Source organism: Nonomuraea sp. NPDC049421 (assembly GCF_040677005.1).
GTDB lineage: Bacteria > Actinomycetota > Actinomycetes > Streptosporangiales > Streptosporangiaceae > Nonomuraea > Nonomuraea salmonea.
Genome location: NZ_JBFAQA010000040.1, coordinates 46175 through 69448 on the forward strand (window position 1 = coordinate 46175; position 23274 = coordinate 69448).

Genomic DNA, 23274 nt, shown 5'->3' on the forward strand with positions numbered 1-23274 from the left:
TCAGAGTTTACGGAACTGGATGGTCGCGATCTCCCAAGGAGACAGGGGAAGGCGGACGGTGCCGTCGGTGACCTGCAGCGGAGCGCCGGGGCGGCCTCTGAGGTCGGTGTGGCGGGCCTCCTGGACAGTGGAGATGACCGCTTCCGTGGGGTCGGGGGTCATGGCGACGACGCGGAGCTCCAGCCAGCCGTCGCGGTCGCGGAGCGAGGTCATGACGACCCCGTCGCCCGTCACCGACAGACCGGGGACGGGCTGCGGCATGGGCAGGGAGCGGTCGCCGAGTCCTGGCACCACGAGCAGGTCGTGACGGAACGCCTCCGCGTGGGGGACGACCTTCTCCCACGACCCGAGGTACGGCATGAGCGCCAGGTTCACCGTCCGCAGCCCCCGTGACTGCGCCGCGGGAGTGGGCAGCTGAGGACCGGCCGGTTCGGGGCGCAGGGTGTTGCGGTTGCGGGAGAGGTAGCCGACCGAGCGCAGCAGGGTGAGCGCCAGCTCGTCGTCGTTCACCTCGTACTCGGTGACGTGCTCAAGGAGCGCGGCCACGCCGCCCGCGGCGACCCAGGAGGAGGCGGGGAAAGTGGGCAGCGGGGTCTCGCCGCAGCCGCCCTCGGAGGTCAGAGGCCGGGTGACGACCGCGAACTGCCCCTCCGCGTACGACTCGGAGGCGGGCGTGGGCAGCGGAACGTGGAAGCGTACGCGATGGTCGTCGCAGCGATTGTCGAACGAGACGCGCAGCCGGACGAACGGCTCGCCCGCGCGCAGCTCGACCCGCATGGTGACGACGATCTCCTCCATCTCCGCGCGCCGGTTGAGTGCGGGCACCTCGGGGATGCCTTCGATCGCCTCGGCGGCGGCGGGCCAGCGGTAGGTGCGGCGGACGTCCACGGCGGCGACGATCGGCCCGCTGAGGATCATCTCGGTCTCGACGCTCACCGGCTGGGAGACGACGAGGTCGGCGCGCGGCGGCGCGTAGTTGTAGGTGTCGCCGACGTCGCCGCCGTCCACGATGCGGCCGGCGCCGGTGATCCTGGTGCCGTTGTCGCCGACGATGTCGAGCAGGCCGTCCTCGGCGATGGTGACGCGCACCAGGCCGTTGTCGAGGACCTGGGCGTCGCCGCGGACGGGCAGCGGGGCGTCGTCGGAGCGCAGCCAGCACGACGGGTGGTGCTCGCTGGGCAGCGGTTGCGGCGCGTCGGGGTCGTAGACCTCGTCGCGCGGGGCGGGCCTGACGGTGGTGTGGCCGAGCGGCGGCGCGGTGACGAGCGCGGCGACGGTGCGGCGCTGCTCGGCCTCGATGCGGACGTGGGTGACGCCGTCGATGGCGGCCCGCAGGTCGTCCACGTCGAAGACGACGGACGTCTCGCGCGCCACGGTGAAGGTCAGGGTGTCGTCGTCGACCTTCCAGTCGGTGATGTGCTGGCCGTACAGCTCGGTGCCGTGCACGAAGCTGAGCGCGACGGCCGGGTCCATCTCCTGGTCGAGCAGGAGCGTGGGGGCGTACTCGATGGGCTGGGTGGGCAGGGCCTCGCCGGTGGGGTCGGCGATGGGATCGGTGCCCTCGACGTCGAGGATCACGACGCCGGAGCGCGTCTGGGGCGTCGGGTTGACGATGACGACCGAGTCGGACGGCGCGGCCTCGGCGAGGCGGGCGGTCACCATGTCGCGGACGGCCTGCCCGAGGTGCTCGGCCTCGGCGATGCGGGCGGCGACCTGCTGGGCGGTGTCGTCCACGCCGCAGCCGGTGACGGAGTCGTGGCCGCTGGCGTCGACGAGCCGCCACCAGGCCATGTCGAGGAAGCGTCCTGGCCACTCCTCGCCCCAGAGCGCGGCGAGCGGCTCGGCGTAACGCTCGACCATCCGCTCGGCGCGGCCCATGGCCTGCTTGACGTGGGCGCGCACGGAGATGACGCCGGGCAGGATGTTGGCGCGGGCGTGGGAGCGCAGCTCGCCGTGCACCTGCGGCAGGCCGTCCACGTCGCCGGAGTACGCGCCGATGTAGCCGGACAGGGTGTCCATGCGGGCGCCGATGGCGGCCACCATCTCGGGCAGGCCGCGTACGGGGGCGGAGTGGTCGGTGCCGTACATCGCGAGCAGCGACCCCTCGGGCCCGTGCCACTCGCGCATGGTCCTGACGAACGCCGCCGCCCGCTCCTTGAGCCCCTCGCTGTCGTGGAACAGGTGGGCCCCGTTGCCGTAGCCGCCGGCGGGCAGGTATTGGGTGCGGATCGCGGTGCCGTCGGGAGCGGTCCAGGCGAAGGCGTCGGTGGTGACGGAGGACGGCACGCCGCGGTAGACGCAGGCGTGCAGCAGCCCGGCCTTACGCAGGATCTGCGGCATCTGGGCGGTGTGGCCGAACATGTCGGGCAGGTAGCCGACCGGCATGGCGCCGCCCAGCTTGTCCGCCCTGTCCATGCCGAGCTCCAGGTTGCGGATGATGTTCTCGCCCGAGCACAGGAACTCGTCGAGCAGGATCTGCCACGGCCCCACGGCCAGCCGCCCGGCCTCGACCAGCGCGGCGATGCGGTCGCGGTTCTCCGGACGCACCTCCAGGTAGTCGTCCACGCAGGCGAGCTGGCCGTCGAGGGTGAAGTGGTAGTCGGGCTCGCGCTCCATGGTGTCGAGCACCTCGTCGAGCAGCGCCACCAGACGCAGCCTGAAGCGCTGGAAGGGCTCGTACCACTCCCGGTCCCAGTGGGTGTGCGGTACGACGACGATCTCCGTGCTCACGCTGCTTCCCCTCCAATGGGCAGTCCGTGCTGTACGGCGTAGCGGGCCGCGATCCGCTGTGCCGTGACGATGTCCTCGAGCCCGCCGCCCGCGTCGGTGAGCGGCGGCGTGCCATCGTTCACGTAAGCATGGAAGGCCGCCAGCTGTACCTCGAATGCCTCAGTCACCTCGCGCCATTCCGCACGGCTCTCGCCCGGGGTGACCACGGTGAGCGTGGTGGGGGCGTTCATGAGGTAGGGCGAGGGGAAGACCAGTTCGAGTGAGCCGCTGTCGTGGTGGATGGCGACGGTCTCGCGGTAGGCCGGGTAGTCCTCCAGGTAGTGCCAGCGGAGGGAGAACCGGCCGGTCTCGGGGAGGGGGCCGGAGATCTCGATGGAGCCGGGCGTCTCGCCCCACGTCTCGGCGTACGAGATCTCGGCGGGCGAGCCGGTGAAGCGGCGCAGCAGCGACAGGTCGTGGCAGATGGAGCCGAGTGCGACGCCGTACAGATCGCGTACGTCCTTCGGGGCGTCGGCGCCCAGCGCCTGGGAGACCAGCTCGTCCTCGGCGGCCCGCAGCGAGGCCAGCAGCCCGGGGTCCACGTCGCGGGCCTGGGTGAGGTTGGCGAAGGCGAGCTGCGACTCCCCGCTCGGGTGCAGCACGGTCACCTCGACCGCCCTGATGGCGGCGGGCCCGCCCAGCTCGGCGAGCAGCTTCTCGGCGCGGCGCACGGCGGGGTCGTACTGCTTCATGTAGCCGACCATGAGCCGCCCTTCGGGCAGCGCCGCCACCTCGGCCCTGGTCAGGGCTAGCGGCTTCTCGCAGAGCACGGCGTAGCCGGCGGACAGCGCCTGCCGCACGGTCTCGCCGTGGGAGCCGGACGCGAGCACGACGACGGCCTCGAACCCGCCGTCGGCCAGCATGTCGGCGACCGCCGTGTAGCGCTTGCCCGCGCCCAGCCGGTCGCCGACGGCGTCGGCCAGCGTCCGCGACAGGTCGCAGACGGCGACCACCTCGAACAGGTCGCGGCGGCGCGACAGCAGCGGCACGTAGACCGCCTGGGTGACGGCGCCGCAACCCACCAGCGCGATTCTCACAGTCCCAAGTCCTTCAGCTTCTGGCGGTTGGCCGCCTGGTCGGCGATGTTCTGGGCGACGCTGCGCCGCCCCGGCAGGGTGTCCTGCTCGACGATGACCCAGCCGGAGTAGTCGATCTCGTCGAGCGTGCGGATGACGGCGGGCAGGTCGAGCTCGCCCTCGCCGAGGAGGGCGAAGCCGCCGCGGCCCATCAGCTCGCGCAGGTCCACGCCGTCGGCCAGGGCCTGGGCGAGGATCGCGGTGTCGCCGTCCTTGATGTGCACGTGGGTGACCCGGCTCGCCCATTTGCGCAGGCATTCGACCGGGTCTCCGCCGGCCAGCAGCAGGTGGCCGGTGTCCAGGCAGAGCTCGACGTCGGTCAGCTCCAGCAGCCGCTCGACGTCGTCGGGCGTCTCGACGTACGTGCCGAGGTGGTGGTGGTAGGCGGGCTCGAAGCCGCGCTCGCGGCACCGGTCGGTGGCCTGCTGGATGCGGGCGGCGTAGGCCAGCCAGTCGGCGGCTGGCAGGCCGGGAGCGTTCCCGCCGGGCCGCGCGAACCGCTCGGGCGTGCCGGGCGCGGCCAGCGTGGGCCGGGGCGGCAGGTCGCCGGCGGGGGCGGCGGCGAAGAAGTCGAGCGCGCTGTCCAGCCCGGCCAGGTCCTGCTCGAACGCCTCGGCGTCGTGGTAGCGCAGGTCCACCCAGCCGCCCGCGAGCAGCAGCCCGGCGCCGGACAGCCGCTCGGCCAGCTCGGAGCCGGTGCCGAGGTAGCCGATCGGCCCTGAGTCGATGCCCTCGTAGCCGGCGTCGGCCAGGGCGCGGACCATCTCGTCGGCGGTCAGCGGCGGCGGGGCGTCGCTCAGCTCGAACACGCCGAAGCTGACGGGGGCGTTCGCGACTTTCCTCACGCGCATAGTGCGATCACCTCGTTCTCGTGGGTTTCCAGCCGGTGCGGCCCGTCGATGGCCGGCAGCAGGGCGCGCTCGCCGCGGACGACCTGGCGGGTGCCGTCGGGGCGGACCAGGACCAGGCCGCCGGCGTCCAGCGCGAGCAGTTCGTCGCCGAGGCGCAGCAGGAGCGGCGCGTCGGGGCCCGCCGAGACGGCGGTGCGCCCGGCCTTGACGGCGTCCAGCACCGTGTCCGTGCCGGGGGCGGCGCCTTCGGCGAGCACCCAGGTCGTGGGCGCGCCGGGCAGGCCGTCGGAGCCGTGCTTGTGGAAGTCGCTGCCGCCGATCACGATGACGTCGTCGCGCCAGGCGTCGGCCCAGGCGAGTGGCGCGCCCCAGCGGCGGTCCCACCAGCCGGAGTGCCACACCTCGGCGACGCGGGGACGGCGCTCGATGGGTTGCAGCCAGGCGCAGTCGCCGCCGAGCGGATGGTTGATCGACATCACGCCGCCGGCGCGGTCGGCGTGGTCGTGCCAGGAGTCGACGGGCCGGCGGAAGTCCACCCAGCCGACGTCGCCGAACACGTTCGCGTGGCCCCGGTCGGTGGTGACCTCCTGGCCGGGCAGCAGGTGGATGCCCCGGTCGATCTTGCCGAGCCAGGGGTGGTGGCTGACCGTGTTGTGGTCGGTGACAGCGAGGAAGTCGAGGCCGCGCCCGTGGGCCAGCTCGGCCAGCTCGGCGATGGTCAGGCTGCCGTCGCTGTGCACGGTGTGGGCGTGGAAGTCGCCGGCGAACCAGCGCAGGCCGCCGACGTCGGGTATGTCCCTGCGGGGCGGGCGCTCGCCGTGCGGCGGCTCGGCCACGACGGGCTCCGGCGGGGCGACGCGCTCGCAGGTGATGTCGAGCGTGTAGTCGAGGCCCTGCGGCGGGATGCGGTGCAGCCGCAGCCACACGTTCCAGGTGCCGGGCTCCGGCTCGCCCGGCAGGTAGCCGGGGGTGGCCCAGTCGCGGGTGATCGTGTACTCGTCGCGCGCGCCGCCCGACCAGCCGCGGAACCCGTCCGGCGCGCCGCAGCCGAGGTCGAGCACGCCCTGCGACCTGTCGTAGGACAGCTTCACGTGCACGGCGGCGGTGCCGGGCGGCACCTCGAACGGCACTTCGCGCAGAATCCGCTCCAGGCGGTCGTCCAGCGACCAGTGGCCGGTGGTCAAACGAGTTCTCCGTTCCGGTAGACGAGCGCGCGGTCGCGGCGGGGCACGGCGAAGCCGTCGTCGCCGACGGCGGGCTCGCTGCCCTCGGGCACCACGGCCTGCACGTTCACGTCGTTGACGTCGAGGGTCACCAGGTGGGAGGCGCCCAGGTTCTCGACGATGGCCACCTTCCCGCCGAACGCCCCGTCGGCGGGCGCGGCGGAGTAGGCGAGGTATTCCGGACGTACGCCGTACACGATCTTCTCCCCGTCGGACAGCAGCCCCTCGGCCGAGTCGGGGACCGCGACCTTGCAGCCTGCCACGTCCAGCGTGTCACCTCGTACGGTGCCGTCGAGCAGGTTCATCGGCGTGGACCCGATGAACGCGGCGACGAACGTGTTGGCCGGCCGCTGGAACACCTCCGACGGCGTGCCGATCTGCCGGATGTGCCCGGCCTCCATGACGGCCATCCGGTCGGCCATGGCCAGCGCCTCGGCCTGGTCGTGGGTGACGAAGACGGTGGTGACGCCCAGCTCGCGCTGCAGCTTCTTGAGGAACGTCCTGGCCTCCAGGCGCAGCCGCGCGTCGAGGTTGGACAGCGGCTCGTCGAACAGGAACGCCTGCGCCTGCGTGGCCATCACCCTGGCCAGCGCGACGCGCTGCTGCTGCCCGCCCGAGAGCTGGCCCGGCCGCCGGTCCATCAGGTGCTCCAGGCCGAGCCGCGCGCCGACCTCGGCGGCCTTGTCGCGGCGGGTGTTCTTGGCGACCTTCTTGATGCGCAGCGGGTAGGCGATGTTGTCGGTGACGTCCATGTGCGGGAACAGCGCGTAGTCCTGGAACACCATGGCCACGTCGCGGCCGCCCGGCTGCACGCCCGTCACGTCGCGCTCACCGATGACGACGGCGCCGCCGGTGGCGGTCTCCAGGCCGGCGATCGTGCGCAGCAGCGTGGTCTTTCCGCAGCCGGAGGGACCGAGCAGGGCGAAGAACTCGCCGTCGGGGATGGCCAGGTCGAGCGCGTCGAGCGCTGTCACCCCGCCCGGGTAGACCTTGGTCAGCCCGCGTAGTTCGATGGCGGCCATTAACGCTTGATCCCTCCGTGGAAGCGGAAGCCGTACTTCTTGCTGACGAACAGGTACATGAGGACCACCGGGATCGAGTAGAGCAGCCCGAACGTGGACAGCATGCTGAGGTTGGCCTGCCCGCCCTCGGTGTACAGCGTGTACGTGATCACCGCCGCCGGCTGCTTCTCCACGTCGCTGAGCAGCAGGTACGGCATGAGGAAGTTCCCCCACACGTTGGCCACGGCCCACACGGCGATGGTCGCGAGCCCGGGACGGACGAGGGGCACCACGACGTGCCGGACGATCTGCAGCGGCGTGGCGCCGAAGACGCGGGCCGACTCCTCGTACGACTTCGGCGTCGAGTCCATGAAGTCCTTGAGCATGAAGATCGCCGCGGGCAGCAGGCCGCCGGTCAGGATGAGGATGAGCCCCATCTGCGAGTCGATGAGGTTCAGCTCCACCGCGAGCTGGAACAACGGCACCATGGCCGCCGTGCCGGTGATGATCGACGACAGCAGGAGCAGGGCGTACAGCAGGGCGTCGCGGCCGGGCAGCCGCACCCGGCTGAGCGCGTACGCGGCCAGCGCCGAGAAGATCACGACCAGCGCGGCGGTGCCGACCGACAGCACGACCGAGTTCCACAGCGACGGCAGCGCGTACGGGTGCTCGATGACGGCCTGGAAGTTGTCCCAGGTGAAGTCGGGCAGCCGTACCTCGTAGGTGGGGTCGGAGGTGAAGGGCGCGGTGACCAGCCACAGCAGCGGGATCGTGAAGAACGCCAGCAGCACGGCGATCAGCGTGTAGAACCCGATGCGGCCCAGGACGAATCGCGTCATTTCTTGCTCCTGAGCAGCCGCAGGTAGAACACCGCCACGACCAGGTTGATGAGCAGGATGATCGTGGAGACGGCGGCGCCGTAGCCCAGTTCGCCGCCCTGCAGGGCCACCTTGTAGACGTGCACGGCGAGCACCTCGGACTTGCCGTCGGGGCCGCCGGCGGTGAGCAGGAACGGGCTGAAGTCGTTGAACGTCCACAGGCTGATGAGCAGCAGGTTCGTCAGGATGTGGCCCCTGATGTGGGGGAAGACGACGTCCCTGAGCTGCTGCCAGCCGGAGGCGCCGGCCAGGCGGGCGCTCTCCAGGTGGGAGGGCGGCACGTTGCCGAGGGCGGCGCCGTACAACATCATCGAGAACGCGGTGCCGCGCCAGGTGTTGAACACGATGATCGACAGCATCGGGTGGTCTAGCAGCCAGGCCATGCCGGGCATGCCGAGCAGCGCGTTGAGCGTGCCGCCGTCGCGGTCGAGCAGCGCCACCCACAGGAACGCCACGATGGCGCTGGGCAGGATCCAGGCCAGGATGACCAGGCCCTCGACGACCCGCTTGAGCGGGCCGCGTTTGTCGCGCAGCAGCCAGGCGATGGTGAAGCCGAGCCCGACCTGCCCGATGACCGCCGAGCCCAGCACGAACTCGACGGTGAGCCAGGTCGAGCTCCAGAACGTCGGGTTCGCGATCGCGTCGAGGAGGTTGTCCAGCCCGACGAACTGCGGATCGGCGGCGGCGATCCCGGTCAGGCGGTAGTTGGTCAGGCCGAGATAGAGCACCCACAGCGCGGGGAAGACGAGGAAGACCGCGATGAGCAGCAGGGCTGGGGCCATGAAGACCCCGGCCCTGGCCTTGCCCAGGCCCGCCGCGTCCGAGCTGTAGCGGGCCTTGCCGCTCTCGGTCGCTACTTCAGGAGGCGATGTTGCCTGCGCCACCGACGATTCCCTCAAGCTTCTTCTGGTAGTCGGCCGCGGCCTGGTCGGGCGGGGTGCCGCCGGCGACCGCCGCGGTGGCCTCCTGCAGCGCCACCGACACCTGCGGGTAGACGGCGACCGGCGGGCGGTAGGCCGTCACCGGGAGCACCTTCTCCGAGATGTACGTCAGCAGTGGCTCTCCGGCCAGGATCTCCTTGTTGACGTCCGAGCGCGGGGTGATGCGCACGTTGCCGTCCTTGGTCTCCTCCTTCAGCGCCTCAGGGGAGAGGGTGAAGGCGGCCAGCTCGAACGCCTCCTTGGGGTGCTTGCTGTTGGGGTTGACCGTGCGCAGCGCGCCGCCGGACATGCTGACGAAGTCCTGGCCGCGGATGCCCTTGCCGGGCTCGATGGCGGGGATCATCGCGTAGCCGACGACCTGGTCGCGGTCGGCCATCTTGGCGACGCCGGTCTTGGGGTTGACCACGCCGCGCCAGAAGTAGTCGCCCTCCATCAGGATGCCGATCTTGCCGTCGGCGAACTGCTGGAACGACTTGTCGCGGCCCTTGGCCTCCTGCTGGAGCTTGGGGTCGCCGAGGCCGCCGCCGTAGATCTTCTGGTAGAGGCCGAGGGCGTCCTTGAGCGGCTGGGACGCGCCGGTCCACTTGCCGTCCTGCTGCACCTCGCCGCCCGCGCCGGCCAGCAGCGGCAGCACGCCCTGCATGGAGGTGGCTTCGCCCATGGCGGTGCCGGCGTTGATCTGGATCGGCACGGGCACGCCCGAGCCCTTGAGCTTGGCGCCGGCGTCGAGGATCTCCTGCCAGGTCGTCGGCTGCCAGTCGGCGGGCAGCCCGGCCTTGGCGAAGAGGTTCTTGTTGAAGTAGAGGACGCGGCCGTCGGTGCCGACGGGCAGCGCGTACTTCTTGCCGTTGAACTCGGTCATGCCCTGCACGGCCTCGGGGATCTGGCCCCAGCCGTCCCAGTTGTCGGCCTCGGGGCCGACCAGCTCCGACAGCGGCTTGAGGTAGCCGGCCTCGGCGAACTCGCCGGCCCAGATGCCGTCGATGTCGATGACGTCCGCGCCCTTGCCAGACTTGAGGTCGAGCGAGAGCTTGGTCTTGTACTGCTCGTCGTCGACGCCGCTGGGTACGAACTTGACCGTGACGTTCTTGCCCTTCGCCTTCTGGGCCGCCTCGAACTTCGGGATCACCCAGTCGGCGATGTGCTGCGCGGCGGCGGCGTTCTTGCCGCCCGCGATGGCGTTCTGGGTGATCGTCAGTTCGATCGCGTCACCGCCTTCGCCGCCGCCGGAGGACTGGCCGCACGCGGCGAGCCCCAGACCGGCCGCGGTGATGACCGCGACCACACCCAATGACCGTTTCCGCAATGCCATGCAAACCCTCCGACGTGTCCATAAAGGGAGGCAGCCATGGGCCAATATGTCATGACATTCAGATGACGTAAAGACCTGGCCATGATCAAGGAAGTGCCCACATGCTGCGCCTTTTCCCAGGCAGGAGCGATCTTCACGACCCGGCGCCCGCAGAGGTGAGCGACGGGGGTTTCGGACGGGGCACACAGCGCAACATAGCGGACATCCGAATGTCATGACAATATGCCATAGTGTCGAGGGTAAGCTCCGTCCCTGGAGGTGCTGTTGTACGACCTGATCACGATCGGCCGCTGCGGCGTCGACGTCTACCCGCTGCAGACCGGGGTCGGCCTGGCCGACGTCGAGACCTTCGGCAAGTTCCTCGGCGGCAGCCCCACCAACGTGGCCGTCGCCGCCGCTCGCCACGGGCTGCGCCCCGCCGTGATCACCGGAGTGGGCGCCGACCCGTTCGGCGACTACGTACGCCGGGCGATCCGCGGCTTCGGCGTGGACGACGCCTTCGTCAGCACCATCGAGGGCGCACCCACCCCCGTGACGTTCTGCGAGATCTTCCCGCCCGACCACTTCCCCATCTACTTCTACCGCGGCGAGCATCCGCCGGACCTGCGCATCGAGCCGTCCATGCTCGACCTCGGCGCGATCGCCGGCACCCCGCTGTTCTGGTTCTCGCTGACCGGGCTCAGCAAGGAGCCGAGCGCCGCCGCCCACGCCGCCGCGCTCGAGACGCGCACCTCCGGCTGGACCGTCTTCGACCTCGACTACCGGGCGAGCCTGTGGGAGTCGCGCGAGGCCGCCCACGAGGCCGCGCGGCGCGCGCTGCCGCACGCGAACGTGGCCGTGGGCAACCAGGAGGAGGTGGAGGTCGCGGTCGGCGTCCGTGACCCCGAGGCCGCCGCGCAGGCGCTGCTCGACGCCGGCGTACGCGTCGCGATCGTGAAGATGGGCCCCGAAGGCGTGTTCGCGCGCACCGCTGAGGAGAGCGCGCTGGTCGAGCCGATGAAGGTCGAGGTCGTCAACGGCATCGGCGCGGGAGACGCGTTCGGCGGCGCCGTCTGCCTCGGCCTGCTGCGCGGCTGGCCGCTCGAACGCACGCTGCGCTTCGCCAACGCCGCGGGCGCCTTCGTGGCCGCCCGCCTGGCCTGCGCCGACGCCATGCCCACCACGTCCGAGGTGGACGACCTGCTGAACGGGGCCCGCTCGTGAGCGACATCACGCTGCCCAAGGCGGCCGACTACGGGCGGCTCACCCACATCCGCGCCACCAGCCCCGGCGAGATCGCCGCCGCCGCGGCCCGCAGGGAGCGGCGCGGCCTGCCCGGCGAGGGCGAGCGGCTGCTCATCATCGCCGCCGACCACCCGGCGAGGGGCGCGCTCGCCGTCCGCGACCGGCCGCTCGCCATGGCCAGCCGCGTCGACCTGCTCGACCGGCTGCGCGTGGCACTGGCCAGGCCCGGCGTGGACGGCATCCTGGCCTCCCCCGACGTCCTGGAAGACCTGCTGCTGCTCGGCGCCCTTGAAGGCAAGCTCGCCTTCGGCTCCATGAACAGGGGCGGCCTGGCGGGCTCGGCGTTCGAGCTCGACGACCGCTTCACCGGCTTCGACGCCGACTCCATCGACGCCATGCGGCTCGACGGCGGCAAGATGCTCTGCCGCATCGACCCGTCCGACCCCGCCACCGTCGCCACGCTGGAGTCGTGCGCGCGGGCGGTCAGCGACCTGGCAAGGCGGCGACTGGTGGCGATGGTGGAGCCGTTCTGGTCGGGCCGTAACGAATCGGGCGTCGTACGCAACGACCTGTCGCCCGACGCGGTGATCAAGGCCATCAGCATCGCCCAGGCGCTCGGCGTGACCTCCGCCTACACCTGGCTGAAGATCCCCGCCGTGGCCGAGATGGAACGCGTCATGGCCGCCACCACGCTGCCCGCGCTGCTCCTCGGCGGCGACCCGCCCGACATCGACGCCGCCTACGCCGACTGGCACCGCGCCCTGAGCCTGCCGGGCGTGCGCGGCCTGGTCGTCGGGCGCGCCCTGCTCTATCCCCCGGACGACGACGTGGCGGCCGCGGTCGACGGTGCCGCGGCCCTGGTGCGAGAGGTTCGCGCATGACCTACCTTCCTCACGGCAAAGCCGCCCGCGACCCCTGGACGGTGGAGGTCACCCCGTCCTTGGCCGGCTGGACGTACTCCGGGCTGCGGGTGACGGACCTGGGCGAGAGCCCGGTCACGTTCGAGACCGGCGATGAGGAGCTGCTCGTCCTGCCGCTGGCCGGCTCGTGCACGGTCACGATCCCTGGGCGGAGGTTCGAGCTGGCCGGGCGGGCCTCCGTCTTCGACGGGCCGTCGGACTTCGCGTACGTGCCGATCGGCACCGAGGTGACGCTGACCGGCGCCGGCCGCGTCGCGCTGCCCTCGGCGCGCGCCACCCGCAGGTTCGAGCCGCGCTACGTGCCCGCCTCCGAGGTGCCCGTCGAGATCAGGGGGGCCGGCCAGGCCAGCCGCCAGGTCAACAACTTCTGCGCGCCTGACGCGTTCGAGTGCGACAAGCTCATGGCCGTCGAGGTGCTCACGCCCGGCGGCAACTGGTCCTCCTATCCGCCGCACAAACACGACACGCCCAACCCGGGCGAGGCGGTGCTGGAGGAGATCTACTACTTCGAGGTCGCCGGCGAGGGCCTCGGCTACCAGCGCGTCTACTCCTCCGAGCGGGGCCACATCGACACGCTCGCCGAGGTGGCCTCGGGTGACGTGGTGCTCATCCCGTACGGCTACCACGGCCCCTCCATGGCCGCGCCCGGCTACGACCTCTACTATCTCAACGTCCTGGCGGGCCCCATGGAGCAGCGGTCGATGGCGTTCTGCGACGACCCGCGCCACGCCTGGATCCGCTCCTCCTGGGCGGGCCAGGACATCGACCCCAGACTGCCGTTCGGGAGGACGTCATGATCCGGTTGACCGTCGCGCAGGCCGTCGTCCGCTTCCTGGCGCAGCAGTGGAGCGAGCGCGACGGCGTCGAACGCCGGTTCTTCGGCGGCGTCGTCGGCATCTTCGGCCACGGCAACGTGGCCGGCGTCGGCCAGGCGCTCGCCACCTCAGACGACGAGCTGCCCTACTACCTCAGCCGCAACGAGCAGGCGATGGTCCACACGGCCGCCGCCTACGCCCGCGCGAGCAACCGCCTGTCCACGCTGGTGTGCACCGCCTCGATCGGCCCCGGCGCCACCAACATGATCACCGGCGCGGCGGGCGCCACCATCAACCGGCTGCCCGTGCTGCTGCTGCCCGGCGACATCTTCTCCACCCGGGTCGCCAGCCCGGTGCTGCAGGAGCTGGAGGACCAGCGGTCCTTCGACATCTCGGTCAACGACTGCCTCAAGCCCGTCTCCCGGTTCTGGGACCGCATCAACCGGCCGGAGCAGCTGCCGTCCGCGCTGCTCGCCGCCATGCGGGTGCTCACCGACCCGGCCGAGACCGGCGCGGTGACGCTGGCGCTGCCGCAGGACGTCCAGGCCGAGGCGTACGACTGGCCGGAGGAGCTGTTCGCCCGTCGCGTCTGGCACATCCCACGGCCCAGGCCGGAGCGCGCGGCGCTGGCCCGCGCCGCCGAGCTGCTCCGGTCGGCCGAGCGCCCGCTCATCGTGGCCGGCGGCGGCGCCATATACGGCGAGGCCACCGGCGCCCTGCGCGCGTTCGCCGAGGCGCACGGCGTGCCGGTGGCCGAGACGCAGGCCGGCAAGGGCGCGCTGCCGTACGGGCATCCGCTCGCCGTCGGCGCGGTCGGCGCCACGGGCACCACGGCCGCCAACGCGCTGGCCCGCGAGGCCGACGTGATCATCGGCGTCGGCACCCGCTACAGCGACTTCACCACCGCCTCCCGCACGATCTTCGCGCCCGACGCACGCTTCGTGAACGTCAACGTCACCGGCTTCGACGCGGCCAAGCTGTCCGGGCTGCAGCTCGTCGCCGACGCCCGCGAGGGGCTGACCGACCTGTCCGAGGCGGTCGCCGGCTGGAGCACGCCTGACGCCTACCGCGAGCGCACCGCCGAGCTCAACCGGGCCTGGGCCGCCGCCGTGGACGCCGCGTACGCGGTGGAGCGCACCCCGATCTCGCAGGCCGCGCTGATCGGGGCGGTCAACGCGGCGGCCGGCGACGACGGCGTGGTGGTGTGCGCGGCCGGGTCGATGCCCGGCGACCTGCACAAGCTCTGGCGGCCCAGCGGCCCGGGCAGCTACCACGTCGAGTACGGCTACTCCTGCATGGGCTACGAGATCGCCGGCGGGCTCGGCATCAAGCGGGCCGTGCCGGAGCGCGAGGTGTTCGTGCTGGTGGGCGACGGCTCCTACCTGATGATGGCCCAGGAGCTCGTCACCGCCGTCGCCGACGGCGTCAAGCTCATCGTGGTGCTGGTCGACAACTCCGGCTTCGCCTCCATCGGGCGGCTGTCGGAGAGCGTCGGCGCCGAACGCCTCGGCACCGCCTACCAGGCAGGCGACGGCGGCCCGCTGCCCGTCGACCTCGCCGCCAACGCGGCCAGCCTCGGCGCGACCGTGCTGCGCCCCGAATCGGTCGCCGACCTGCGCAAGGCGCTCGACACGGCCCGGTCGGCGAGCGAGACCACGGTCATCTACGTGCCCACCGACCGCCTGGCCGACGACGTGCCCTCGTCCGAGGCGTGGTGGGACGTGCCCGTGGCGCAGGTCGCCACCACTGACGCCACGCGGACGGCCAAGGAGGAGTACGCGGCCGGCAAGCGCTCCCAGCACGCTCACCTGGCGCCGCCCGCCTAGCCATGATTGCCCCCGATCGGCCTGGGGAACTCCTCTGACCAGGCACGATCGGGGGGCAAGAGGATGAGGCCGTGGCGGCTGCTCGGGTGGATCGCGGTCGTCGCGGTGGTGCTGTTCTGTCTCCATCACCTGCGTACGGTGGCGCTGTCCATCGTCATCGGGGTCTTCCTGACGGCGCTGCTGGTGCCGCCTGCCCGCTGGCTCAGGTCGCGCGGCGCCGGGCCGGCCCTGGCCACCGCCGTCGTCTTCACCGGCGGGCTGGTGGTGGCCGGTGCGCTGTTCGCGCTGCTGGTGCCGCCCACCGTGGCCAGCCTGACGGAGCTGAGCGCGAGCGTCGGCAAGGTGCTCGACGACCTGCACCGGCTGGCGGTCCGGCTGGGGTTCGACGACCGGCAGCTGCTCGCGCAGGCGCGCGACTACCTGTCCTCGCGCAACCGGCAGATCACCACCGGGGCGCTGGCCGGGGTCAGGACGGCGGGCGAGATCGTGGTCGGCGCGGTGCTGGCCGTCATCCTGTCCGTCTACTTCGTGCACTCCGGTGACCGGCTCTTCCACTGGCTGACCGCCCTCGCGCCCGCCGCCGCCCGGCCCAAGCTGGCCGAGACAGGGGCGCTCATCTTCACCGTCATCGGCCGCTACATCAGGGGCGTCGCCATCGTGGGGCTGGTCGACGGGTTCTTCATCGGCGTCGCGCTGTGGATCCTCGGCGTGCCGGTGGCGCTGCCGCTGGCGGTGCTGACGTTCGCGGGGGCGTTCCTGCCGGTGGTGGGGGCGTTCGTCGCCGGGCTGCTGGCCGCCGTGGTCGCGCTCGTCGCCAAGGGGTGGCTGGTCGCGCTCATCGTGGTCGCCGTGACCGTGGCCGTGCAGCAGCTCGAAGGGCACGTGCTGGCGCCGCAGATCTACGGCAAGGCGCTCGACCTGCCCGGCGCGGTGATCCTGGTGGCGATCGCGGTGGGCAGCGTGGTGGCCGGGATCGCGGGCGCGTTCCTGGCCGCGCCGGTGACCTCGGTCATCGTCGCCTTGCTGCACCGCGCCCGCGCCGCCGAAGAACCCGGCCCTCCCGGCCAAGCCCCTCCCGGCCAAGCCCCTCCGGGCCACGGCCCGACCGGACCGCTCGGCCCCGGCCCGACCGGCCCGACCGGCCCGCCTCCGCGGCCTGCCGGCCCGCACGGAGGACCGCTCGGCACACCTCCGCCCGGCCAGGAGCCCCCGAGCCCTGGCACCGGCGGTCAGGGGCCGGGCAGGCTGCGGCCGGTCACCGAGTGCTCGTGAGGGCCGCTCAGAGGAGGAGTTCGAGCTCCAGCTCGTGCCGGATCGGGATCCCGTCCGACTCGGCCGGGATGTCCGGCTTCAGGTCGCGCGCCCGGTCCACCGCGTTCCGGTGCAGCGCGACCAGGTCGAACCCGTAGCGCTGGTAGAAGCGCAGCGCGTGGGTGTTGTCGTTCGTGGTGATCAAGGTGAGCCTGGACAGCCCCTGCGCGACCGCCACCGCCCGTACGGTGTCGAGCAGCGCCGCCCCGACCCCCTTGCCCGGCACGACGGCGTTGATGGTGATGACCTCCAGCGAGCCGCCGCGGTCGGCGTACGTGAGCACCCCCGCCACCTCCCCGTCCAGCTCGGCGACGAAGCCGGGCAGCGCGGCGGCGTCGATCAGCTCGCCGCTGCCCAGCGCCATCACGGTGGTTCCTGCCCAGCCGTCGGTGAGCACGCGGGCCACGACACGCTCGTCCTCAGGACCGATGGGACGCACGGATATCGCCATGGCCCCCATTATGTGACGTATGCGATGGGTGACTTTCGACTGTTACGGCACTTTGATCGACTGGCGGCACGGCATCCGCACCGGCACCGAACTGGTGGCCCCGGGGCAAGGCGAGCGGCTGCTGGAGGCGTACACGCGGCACGAGCCCGAGGTGCAGACCACGAAGCCGGTGCTGCGCTACCGGGACGTGCTGGCCGAGACGCTGCGCAGGGCGTGCGCCGAGGAGAAGGTGGACCTGGTCCCCGACGACGCCTCGATCCTGGGCGAGACGATCCCGTACTGGCCGCCGTTCCCCGACGTCGCGGCCGGCCTGGCGGAGCTGCGCGCGGCGGGCTGGCGGCTCGCGCTGCTCACCAACTGCGACCGTGACCTGGTGGCCGGTGCGCTGCGGCGGCTGCCGGTGCCGTTCGAGGCGGTGGTGACGGCGGAGGAGGCGGGGGCGTACAAGCCGGAGCTCGCGCACTTCGAGGTGTTCAGGAGCGCGTACGAGCCGGAGGCATGGGTGCACGTGGCCCAGAGCTACTTCCACGACCAGGTGCCCGCGCACCGGCTCGGCCTGCCGCGCGTGTGGATCAACCGGCTCGGCCATGAGCCGGAGGACCCGTCGGTGATCCAGCGCGTCCAACCCGACCTGCACGGCCTGCGCGCCGCCGTCGAGGCCGCGTACGACGAGGCGGCCCGCTAGGAACGCTGATCGAGGACGTCGGCGATGCCCGCGAGGAACGAGTCGACGTCCGCGATCAGATAACCGGCCCTGAACAACACGGTCGAGAACTTCGCCGTCCGCACCTCCTTGGCCGTCACCGGGTAGTCGGTCGTGCCGCGCAGCGTGGCCACGATGCGGTCGAGGAAGGCGTCCACCTCGTCCTCGTTGTAGCCGGTGCCCATGCGGCCCGAGCGGAAGCCGACCCGTTCGACGCGGGCGGCCTGCGTCTCGAACCACTCCTCACGCAGCATGTCGCCGGTCGGTTCGGCCATGGCGAGCCGGACGGGCCGCTTGGCCTGCGTCTCCAGCGCCACCACGAACGCCTCCAGCGCGAAGTCCACCGCGGTCTCCTGGTAGCCGCCGCGTACGGCGCGGAACGTCGCGCTGCGCACCTCGTCGGCGGTGACGGGCTCCAGGAGGTGGGAGCCCCGGCCCAGGGTCGACTCGATCCGCCCGATCAGAGCGTCGACCTCGACGGGGTCATAGCCTGAACGCATGCCCATGACGCGTGGAAAGCGGTTCAAGCCTCACTCCTCTTGAGATGTGCTGGGGTGTCTCCATTGTCGGACCTTTATCCCGGCCCTGCGACCCGACATATACGGTTACAGGATCATGCGGCTGTCCAGAGTCTCCTTCCGATATCGAAGACGTGACCCTCTCGTCATCGAAGAGGCCGACACACGTCTCGCGCCGGGTGACGTGATCGAGCTGACCGGCGCCAACGGGGCCGGCAAGTCCACCCTGCTGCGCCTGCTCGCCGGGCTCGCGAAGCCCACTACGGGTGCGATCACCGAACGTCCGGCGGTCGTCGGCTTCGCCCCCGACCGGTTCCCCACCGGGCAGCCGTTCACGGTGACCGCGTACCTGCGGCACATGTCCCGCGTCCGCGGCGGCGCCCGCTGGGAGCCCTGGGCCGAGCGCCTCAACATGGGCCAGCTCCTCGACACCGCGCTCGGCGACCTGTCGAAGGGCAGCGCCCACAAGGTGGGCCTGGCGCAGGCGCTGATGGCCGAGCCGGGGCTGCTGATCCTGGACGAGCCGTTCGCCGGCCTCGACGCCGACACGCGGGCGGCGCTGCCCGCGATCGCGGCCGAAGTGGCCGGGCGGGGCGGCATCGTCATCGCCTCCGACCACCAGGGCGGCCTGCGCGACCTGCCCGGCCTGCGGCAGTGGGCCATGGTGGACGGCCACCTCAAGGAGGGCACGATCGCCCCCGCCGCCGTACGCGCCCACGCCACCGTGGAGGTCACCCTGCCCGCCGAGGAGGTGCCGGGCTTCCTGGCCAGGATGCGCGAGGACGGCTACGCGGCCCGCAGGATCGAGGAGAGCCCATGATCGCGCTGGCCGTCTACCGCGTGGCCGGGTACGTCCGCTCGCACCGGGTCTACCAGGCGCTGCTGCTCACCCTGGCCATGCTGGCGATCCTGCACGGCAGCCGGGCCCCTCGTGGCGAGGAGGCCTCGGTCCTGGCCGACGGGGCCGTGCTGCTGATCCCCGTGCTCGCATGGGCGGCCCGCAGCCTGCTCGACACCGAGCCCGACCGGCAGCGGGAGATGTCGGCCGTCCAGGTGGGCGGGCGCGGCAAGGAGGTGGCCGCCGGACTGCTGGCGGCGTTCGCGGCGTGTGCGGTGTTCGCGGCACTCGGCCTGCTCTGGGCCCTCCTGCTCGGCGTCACAGAGCGCCCCTCGTCGGGGGTGCTGGCGGCGGCAGCACTCCTGTACGGAGTGTCGGCCCTCACCGGCACTGCCCTGGGCGCCCTCACCAGCAGGGCCGTGCTCCCCTCACCGGCCATCTCGATCATGGCCCTGGTGCTCGGTTACCTGGCCATGCTCCTGCTCAGCGCCACCGCGCCGGCCTGGCTCACCGTGCCGCTGATCGGCTGGATGAAGGCCGCGAACGCCGGCGACCTGGTGACCCGCCTGCCGGAGCTGGGCGCCATCTCCCTGGCGTGGTGCGCCCTCGCTCTGACCGCCTACACCTGGCTCCGCCGCACCCGCACATAACCTCGAACGCGCGATCCCCCTGGCCAGGTGCGCCCTCGCCCTGACCGCCTACACCTGGCGCCACCGCACCCGCACGTAACCTCGACCGATCGACCAGGCCCCACCCCGCACGGACCCGCGCGGCGCTTTCCCGCGCCGTCTGGTTTCTGTGCGGGGCCGGGTTTCTGTGCGGGGCTGGGCGGGTTTTATTCGGCGGCGGCGAGCTGGCCGCAGGCGCCGTCGATCTCGCGGCCGCGCGTGTCGCGGACGGTGACCGGCACGCCGTGGAACTCCAGCCGCCGCACGAACGCCCGCTCGTCCTCCGGCCGGGAGGCCGTCCACTTGGAGCCGGGGGTCGGGTTGAGCGGGATCAGGTTGACGTGCACCAGCTTGTTCTTGACCAGCTTGCCGAGCAGGTCGGCCCGCCACTCCTGGTCGTTGACGTCCTTGATCAGGGCGTACTCGATGGAGACCCGCCGCTTGGTCCGCGCCGCGTACGCCCACGCGGCGTCGAGCACCTCGGCGACCTTCCACCGCGTGTTGATCGGCACCAGCGTGTCGCGCAGCTCGTCGTCGGGCGCGTGCAGCGACAGCGCCAGCGTGACCGGCAACCCCTCGTCGGCGAGCTTGCCGATGGCCGGCACCAGCCCGACGGTGGAGACCGTGACGCCGCGCGCGGAGATGCCGAGCCCGTGCGGCGCGAGCTCGACCAGCCGCCGCACCGCCCCGATGACCTGCTTGTAGTTGGCCAGCGGCTCGCCCATGCCCATGAACACGACGTTGCTGACCCGCCCGGGCCCGCCGGGCACCTCGCCCCCGGCCAGTGCCCTCGCCCCCGCGACGACCTGCTCGACGATCTCGGCGGTCGACATGTTCCTGGTCAGGCCGGCCTGACCGGTGGCGCAGAACGGGCAGTTCATGCCGCAACCGGCCTGCGACGACACGCACATGGTGACCCGGTCGGGATAGCGCATGAGCACCGACTCCACCAGCGCGCCGTCGAACAGCTTCCACAGCGTCTTACGCGTGGTGCCGCCGTCGGTGGTCAGCTCTCTGACCGGCGTCAGCAGGTCGGGCAGCAGCGTGGCCAGCTTGTCTCTCGCCGCCGCGGGCAGGTCGGTCATCGCCTGCACGTCGGTGGTGAGGCGCTCGAAGTAGTGGCGCGAGAGCTGGTCGGCGCGGAACGCCTTCTCGCCCAGCTCGGTGACCGCCGCCCGCCGGTCGGCCATCGACAGGTCGGCCAGATGCCGGGCGGGCTTGGCCCGTCGCGGTGCGACGAAGGTGAGCTGACCAGGAGGCTGGGACACTGTGCTGCCTTTGCTTGAGGGGTTTGCGACCAGGGTAGTGAACGTTCGGATCGGAGGTGGAATTCCTGGTCACTGTGAGGCTCGCGTCCTGGTCTCCGGCCGATCTACAGTCATCTCGTATGGCGATTTTTCGGTCGGCATCTGGCGAGGGTGGCGCCGAGGTCGTGCTCGCCGCCGGCAACCCGTACGGGAGCCGGACGCTCGTCGTCGAGCGGGACGAGGACTCCTCGGTAGCTTACCTGTGCTCGCCCGACGGCACGGTCCACGGGGCCGTGTGGCTGGCCAACCATCGTCCCGCGCCGCTGGTCGTCGACCTGGCCCGCATCAACACAGGACGCCCGCCGCTCATGCCGCGACCCAACACGCTCCACCCCGACGGCCGCCGCCCGCTGGGGCAGCTGAGCCCGCTGTGGTTCGAGGAGGGCGACGGCGTGGCGCTCTATGAGGACGAGGAGCTGCTCGCGGTCATCCCCGGCTGGGCCGACATGAGCCGCGGCATGCCGGGGTACGCGCGCGACGCGGTGGGCGAGTCGCCGTTCGCCTGGGCGCTGTCGGAGGCGCTCGAAGGGCTGCGGCCCCGTATCTCGAACGCCAGATCCTACTGGCGCTGGCGGCACAGCGAGGGGTCGTGGCCGTCGTTCCAGCAGTTCGTGATGGGCCACCTCGACGGGGTGCTGGGCCCGGCGGGCCGCTATTGGGACGCCAGCGGCGAGCGGCTGCCGACCGTCGGCATCACCGAGCGGCCGCCGCACGGCGAGCGGGGCTTCACCGTGCTGTCGACGGTGGGGATGAGCTGCCAGCGCATGCCGACGGTCGAGCAGTGGATCGACCGGCCCGGCGCGTACGCCAGGGTCGAACTGGCCGTCGCCACCCGCGACGACCCGCGCGACGCGGCGCTGCTGCTGGTGTGGTTGTGTCAATATCCGTGGCACTCGGTGACCTGGCTGGGCCACGGCCACACGGCCAAGTGGTATCACGAGCCGGCGACGTTCCCGCTGGGTCCGCAGTACTCGGGGGTGCTCATGCAGGCCAACCCACCCCACATGCCCGACATGTCAGGATTCGCGTTCGGCGGCGAGGCCGTCCGCTGGCTCTGGCTCTCCCCCATCACCGTCCAGGCGATGCAGAGCCACCAGCACTCGGGCTAGAAGAAGATCGTCATCAGCAGCCAGACCGGCACCAGCGTCGTCACCAGCGAGTCGAGCCGGTCCATCAGCCCGCCGTGCCCCGGCAGGATCGTCCCCAGGTCCTTGATGCCGAGATCCCGCTTGATCATCGACTCGATCAGGTCGCCCACGGTCGCGAGCAGCGCGCCCAGCGCCCCGATCAGCGCACCCTGCCACAGCTCGCCGCCCAGCAGCCAGGTCACCAGCCAGCCCCCGACCGCGATGCAGGCCACCAGCGAGCCCGCCAGCCCCTCCCAGGTCTTCTTGGGGCTGATCGCCGTGAGCTGGTGGCGTCCGAACAGCACGCCGGCGATGTAGCCGCCGATGTCGCTCGCCACCGTCACCGCGATGAAGATCAGCACCCGGTGGCTGCCGTCGTCGGGCTTGAGCAGCAACGCCACGAACGCGCTCAGCATCGCCGGGTAGAACAACGTGAACACCGACGCCGACGCGTCGCGTACGTAACCGTCGGTGCCGGCGCTGAACATCCGCCAGATCAGCAGCACGAACGCGAACCCCGCGAACGCCGCCAGCATCCACAGCGGCCCGCCCCAGTAGGCGCCGGCCTGCATCGCCGCCAGCCCCACCAGCACCGGCGGAACGGGCACCGCGATGTCACGGGTGGCGAACGCCCTGGTCAGCTCGACCACACCGACGCCCACGCAGCCCACCACGACCAGGAGGAACAGCTCCTTGACCGTGTAGATGGTCCCGAGCACCAGCGCGCCCAGCACCACCCCGACCGCGATCGCGGCCGGCAGGTTCCTTCCGGTACGGCTGCCGCCGCTCGAGCTGGTGCCAGCCGTACGTTCTTCCACAGACTTCTCCATATGCCACGGCCCCCGCCATCGGCGGCGAGGGCCGCAGTGCAGACCCGCTACGTGAGACGGCCCGCAGGACGCGGCCCGCCGTGCGGCGCGCCGCTCAGACCTCGAGCAGCTCGGCTTCCTTGTGCTTGAGCAGCTCGTCGATCTTGGCGACGTGCTTCTGGGTGAGGTCGTCGAGCTCCTTCTCGGCCCGCCTGACCTCATCCTCGCCCGCCTCGCCGTCCTTGATCATCTTGTCGAGGACCTCTTTGGCGGAGCGGCGGATGTTGCGCACCGACACCTTGGCGTGCTCGCCCTTGCTCCTGGCGACCTTGATGTACTCCTTGCGGCGCTCCTCCGACAGCTCGGGGAACGTCACGCGGATCACCTGGCCGTCGTCCGTGGGGTTGACGCCGAGGTCGGAGTCGCGGATGGCCTTCTCGATCGCGCCCATCGAGCTCTTGTCATAGGGCTGGATGAGGACCATGCGAGCCTCGGGCACGTGGAAGGACGCCAACTGCTGGATCGGCGTCGGCGTGCCGTAGTACTCGGCGTTGATCTTGTTGAACATCGAGGGGGTGACGCGGCCCGTACGGATGGAGGCGAAGTCCTCCTTCGCCACCGATACGGCCTTGTCCATTTTTTCCTCGGCTTCGAGGAGGGTTTCGTCGATCACAGCGGCTCCCTGTCTTCTAGCTGGCGGTGTCGG

22 protein-coding genes are annotated in these 23274 nt (G+C 71.6%); 9 read left to right on the forward strand and 13 right to left on the reverse strand.

Annotated elements, in window-relative coordinates; translation table 11 throughout:
- From AB0K18_RS44435 to AB0K18_RS44470, 8 genes are read right to left on the reverse strand one after another with little or no spacing between them, the layout of a single operon-like run.
- On the reverse strand, window positions 1-2730 hold the full coding sequence (locus AB0K18_RS44435; RefSeq protein WP_364927360.1) for a glycoside hydrolase family 38 C-terminal domain-containing protein: 2730 nt from the start codon (window positions 2728-2730) through the stop codon (window positions 1-3).
- Window positions 2727-3806 (reverse strand): Gfo/Idh/MocA family oxidoreductase, encoded by a 1080-nt coding sequence (locus AB0K18_RS44440; RefSeq protein WP_364927362.1) that lies wholly within the window; start codon window positions 3804-3806, stop codon window positions 2727-2729. Before AB0K18_RS44440 ends, AB0K18_RS44435 begins: the two co-directional genes overlap by 4 nt.
- Complete coding sequence (locus AB0K18_RS44445) at window positions 3803-4696, reverse strand: TIM barrel protein (RefSeq protein ID WP_364927365.1); 894 nt, start codon at window positions 4694-4696, stop codon at window positions 3803-3805. Before AB0K18_RS44445 ends, AB0K18_RS44440 begins: the two co-directional genes overlap by 4 nt.
- Complete coding sequence (locus AB0K18_RS44450) at window positions 4687-5880, reverse strand: CehA/McbA family metallohydrolase (RefSeq protein WP_364927367.1); 1194 nt, start codon at window positions 5878-5880, stop codon at window positions 4687-4689. The genes AB0K18_RS44445 and AB0K18_RS44450 overlap by 10 nt, the downstream gene beginning before the upstream one ends.
- Window positions 5877-6941: an ABC transporter ATP-binding protein gene (locus tag AB0K18_RS44455; protein ID WP_345398051.1), complete on the reverse strand. Its 1065-nt coding sequence runs from the start codon at window positions 6939-6941 to the stop codon at window positions 5877-5879. Before AB0K18_RS44455 ends, AB0K18_RS44450 begins: the two co-directional genes overlap by 4 nt.
- A complete protein-coding gene (locus AB0K18_RS44460; protein WP_345398048.1) occupies window positions 6941-7759 on the reverse strand; it encodes a carbohydrate ABC transporter permease in 819 nt (272 codons plus the stop codon). The genes AB0K18_RS44455 and AB0K18_RS44460 overlap by 1 nt, the downstream gene beginning before the upstream one ends.
- On the reverse strand, window positions 7756-8682 hold the full coding sequence (locus AB0K18_RS44465) for a sugar ABC transporter permease (RefSeq protein WP_364927371.1): 927 nt from the start codon (window positions 8680-8682) through the stop codon (window positions 7756-7758). The genes AB0K18_RS44460 and AB0K18_RS44465 overlap by 4 nt, the downstream gene beginning before the upstream one ends.
- Complete coding sequence (locus AB0K18_RS44470; protein WP_364927374.1) at window positions 8657-10051, reverse strand: extracellular solute-binding protein; 1395 nt, start codon at window positions 10049-10051, stop codon at window positions 8657-8659. The genes AB0K18_RS44465 and AB0K18_RS44470 overlap by 26 nt, the downstream gene beginning before the upstream one ends.
- Window positions 10052-10315: 264 nt before the next feature.
- On the opposite strand from AB0K18_RS44470, the gene iolC reads away from it, so the two are divergent.
- The 5 genes from iolC to AB0K18_RS44495 all read left to right on the forward strand — a co-directional run bounded on the left by iolC (window position 10316) and on the right by AB0K18_RS44495 (window position 16108).
- Complete coding sequence (iolC, locus tag AB0K18_RS44475) at window positions 10316-11254, forward strand: 5-dehydro-2-deoxygluconokinase (RefSeq protein ID WP_364927377.1); 939 nt, start codon at window positions 10316-10318, stop codon at window positions 11252-11254.
- A gap of 71 nt (window positions 11255-11325) precedes the next feature.
- Complete coding sequence (locus AB0K18_RS44480) at window positions 11326-12156, forward strand: deoxyribose-phosphate aldolase (RefSeq protein WP_364383047.1); 831 nt, start codon at window positions 11326-11328, stop codon at window positions 12154-12156.
- Window positions 12153-12992: a 5-deoxy-glucuronate isomerase gene (iolB, locus tag AB0K18_RS44485; RefSeq protein ID WP_364927380.1), complete on the forward strand. Its 840-nt coding sequence runs from the start codon at window positions 12153-12155 to the stop codon at window positions 12990-12992. Before AB0K18_RS44480 ends, iolB begins: the two co-directional genes overlap by 4 nt.
- Window positions 12989-14836 (forward strand): 3D-(3,5/4)-trihydroxycyclohexane-1,2-dione acylhydrolase (decyclizing), encoded by a 1848-nt coding sequence (gene iolD / locus AB0K18_RS44490; protein ID WP_364927384.1) that lies wholly within the window; start codon window positions 12989-12991, stop codon window positions 14834-14836. Before iolB ends, iolD begins: the two co-directional genes overlap by 4 nt.
- A gap of 63 nt (window positions 14837-14899) precedes the next feature.
- On the forward strand, window positions 14900-16108 hold the full coding sequence (locus tag AB0K18_RS44495; protein WP_364927386.1) for an AI-2E family transporter: 1209 nt from the start codon (window positions 14900-14902) through the stop codon (window positions 16106-16108).
- A gap of 7 nt (window positions 16109-16115) precedes the next feature.
- Here the strand turns inward: AB0K18_RS44495 and AB0K18_RS44500 are convergent, their stop codons facing one another.
- On the reverse strand, window positions 16116-16598 hold the full coding sequence (locus AB0K18_RS44500; RefSeq protein WP_364927389.1) for a GNAT family N-acetyltransferase: 483 nt from the start codon (window positions 16596-16598) through the stop codon (window positions 16116-16118).
- A 19-nt stretch (window positions 16599-16617) separates the two neighbouring features.
- Between AB0K18_RS44500 and AB0K18_RS44505 the strand changes: the two genes are divergently transcribed.
- The gene (locus tag AB0K18_RS44505; protein ID WP_364927392.1) at window positions 16618-17283 is read left to right on the forward strand and encodes an HAD family hydrolase; all 666 of its coding nucleotides are present in this window, start codon (window positions 16618-16620) and stop codon (window positions 17281-17283) included.
- On the opposite strand, the gene AB0K18_RS44510 is transcribed toward AB0K18_RS44505, so the two are convergent.
- On the reverse strand, window positions 17280-17828 hold the full coding sequence (locus AB0K18_RS44510; RefSeq protein ID WP_364927395.1) for a DivIVA domain-containing protein: 549 nt from the start codon (window positions 17826-17828) through the stop codon (window positions 17280-17282). The genes AB0K18_RS44505 and AB0K18_RS44510 overlap by 4 nt on opposite strands.
- Before the next feature lie 88 nt (window positions 17829-17916).
- Between AB0K18_RS44510 and AB0K18_RS44515 the strand changes: the two genes are divergently transcribed.
- Both AB0K18_RS44515 and AB0K18_RS44520 read left to right on the forward strand, forming a co-directional pair.
- Complete coding sequence (locus AB0K18_RS44515; protein ID WP_364927398.1) at window positions 17917-18639, forward strand: ATP-binding cassette domain-containing protein; 723 nt, start codon at window positions 17917-17919, stop codon at window positions 18637-18639.
- Window positions 18636-19307: a hypothetical protein gene (locus AB0K18_RS44520; RefSeq protein ID WP_364927401.1), complete on the forward strand. Its 672-nt coding sequence runs from the start codon at window positions 18636-18638 to the stop codon at window positions 19305-19307. Before AB0K18_RS44515 ends, AB0K18_RS44520 begins: the two co-directional genes overlap by 4 nt.
- A gap of 185 nt (window positions 19308-19492) precedes the next feature.
- Here the strand turns inward: AB0K18_RS44520 and rlmN are convergent, their stop codons facing one another.
- Entirely contained in the window at window positions 19493-20593 is a 1101-nt protein-coding gene (gene rlmN, locus AB0K18_RS44525) for a 23S rRNA (adenine(2503)-C(2))-methyltransferase RlmN (protein ID WP_364927405.1), read from the reverse strand.
- Window positions 20594-20712: 119 nt separating this feature from the next.
- Here rlmN and AB0K18_RS44530 point away from each other — a divergent pair, with 119 nt between their 5' ends.
- Window positions 20713-21741 carry a suppressor of fused domain protein gene (locus AB0K18_RS44530; RefSeq protein WP_364927407.1) on the forward strand — a complete coding sequence of 343 codons (1029 nt, stop codon included), beginning with the start codon at window positions 20713-20715 and terminating at the stop codon, window positions 21739-21741.
- On the opposite strand, the gene AB0K18_RS44535 is transcribed toward AB0K18_RS44530, so the two are convergent.
- Window positions 21738-22577 (reverse strand): phosphatidate cytidylyltransferase, encoded by an 840-nt coding sequence (locus tag AB0K18_RS44535; protein ID WP_364927409.1) that lies wholly within the window; start codon window positions 22575-22577, stop codon window positions 21738-21740. The two genes, AB0K18_RS44530 and AB0K18_RS44535, sit on opposite strands and share 4 nt — an antisense overlap.
- A 106-nt stretch (window positions 22578-22683) precedes the next feature.
- Entirely contained in the window at window positions 22684-23241 is a 558-nt protein-coding gene (gene frr, locus AB0K18_RS44540; RefSeq protein ID WP_355422681.1) for a ribosome recycling factor, read from the reverse strand.
- Between the last annotated feature and the right edge of the window lie 33 nt (window positions 23242-23274).

Excerpts from the sequence above, each read along its gene's own strand:
- AB0K18_RS44445 (WP_364927365.1), bottom strand. The coding sequence starts at position 4,696 with ATGCGCGTGAGGAAAGTCGCGAACGCCCCCGTCAGCTTCGGCGTGTTC.
- AB0K18_RS44455 (WP_345398051.1), bottom strand. The coding sequence starts at position 6,941 with ATGGCCGCCATCGAACTACGCGGGCTGACCAAGGTCTACCCGGGCGGG.
- AB0K18_RS44460 (WP_345398048.1), bottom strand. The coding sequence starts at position 7,759 with ATGACGCGATTCGTCCTGGGCCGCATCGGGTTCTACACGCTGATCGCC.
- AB0K18_RS44470 (WP_364927374.1), bottom strand. The coding sequence starts at position 10,051 with ATGGCATTGCGGAAACGGTCATTGGGTGTGGTCGCGGTCATCACCGCG.
- iolB (WP_364927380.1), top strand. The coding sequence starts at position 12,153 with ATGACCTACCTTCCTCACGGCAAAGCCGCCCGCGACCCCTGGACGGTG.
- iolD (WP_364927384.1), top strand. The coding sequence starts at position 12,989 with ATGATCCGGTTGACCGTCGCGCAGGCCGTCGTCCGCTTCCTGGCGCAG.
- AB0K18_RS44495 (WP_364927386.1), top strand. The coding sequence starts at position 14,900 with ATGAGGCCGTGGCGGCTGCTCGGGTGGATCGCGGTCGTCGCGGTGGTG.
- AB0K18_RS44500 (WP_364927389.1), bottom strand. The coding sequence starts at position 16,598 with ATGGCGATATCCGTGCGTCCCATCGGTCCTGAGGACGAGCGTGTCGTG.
- AB0K18_RS44505 (WP_364927392.1), top strand. The coding sequence starts at position 16,618 with ATGCGATGGGTGACTTTCGACTGTTACGGCACTTTGATCGACTGGCGG.
- AB0K18_RS44515 (WP_364927398.1), top strand. The coding sequence starts at position 17,917 with ATGCGGCTGTCCAGAGTCTCCTTCCGATATCGAAGACGTGACCCTCTC.
- AB0K18_RS44520 (WP_364927401.1), top strand. The coding sequence starts at position 18,636 with ATGATCGCGCTGGCCGTCTACCGCGTGGCCGGGTACGTCCGCTCGCAC.
- AB0K18_RS44530 (WP_364927407.1), top strand. The coding sequence starts at position 20,713 with ATGGCGATTTTTCGGTCGGCATCTGGCGAGGGTGGCGCCGAGGTCGTG.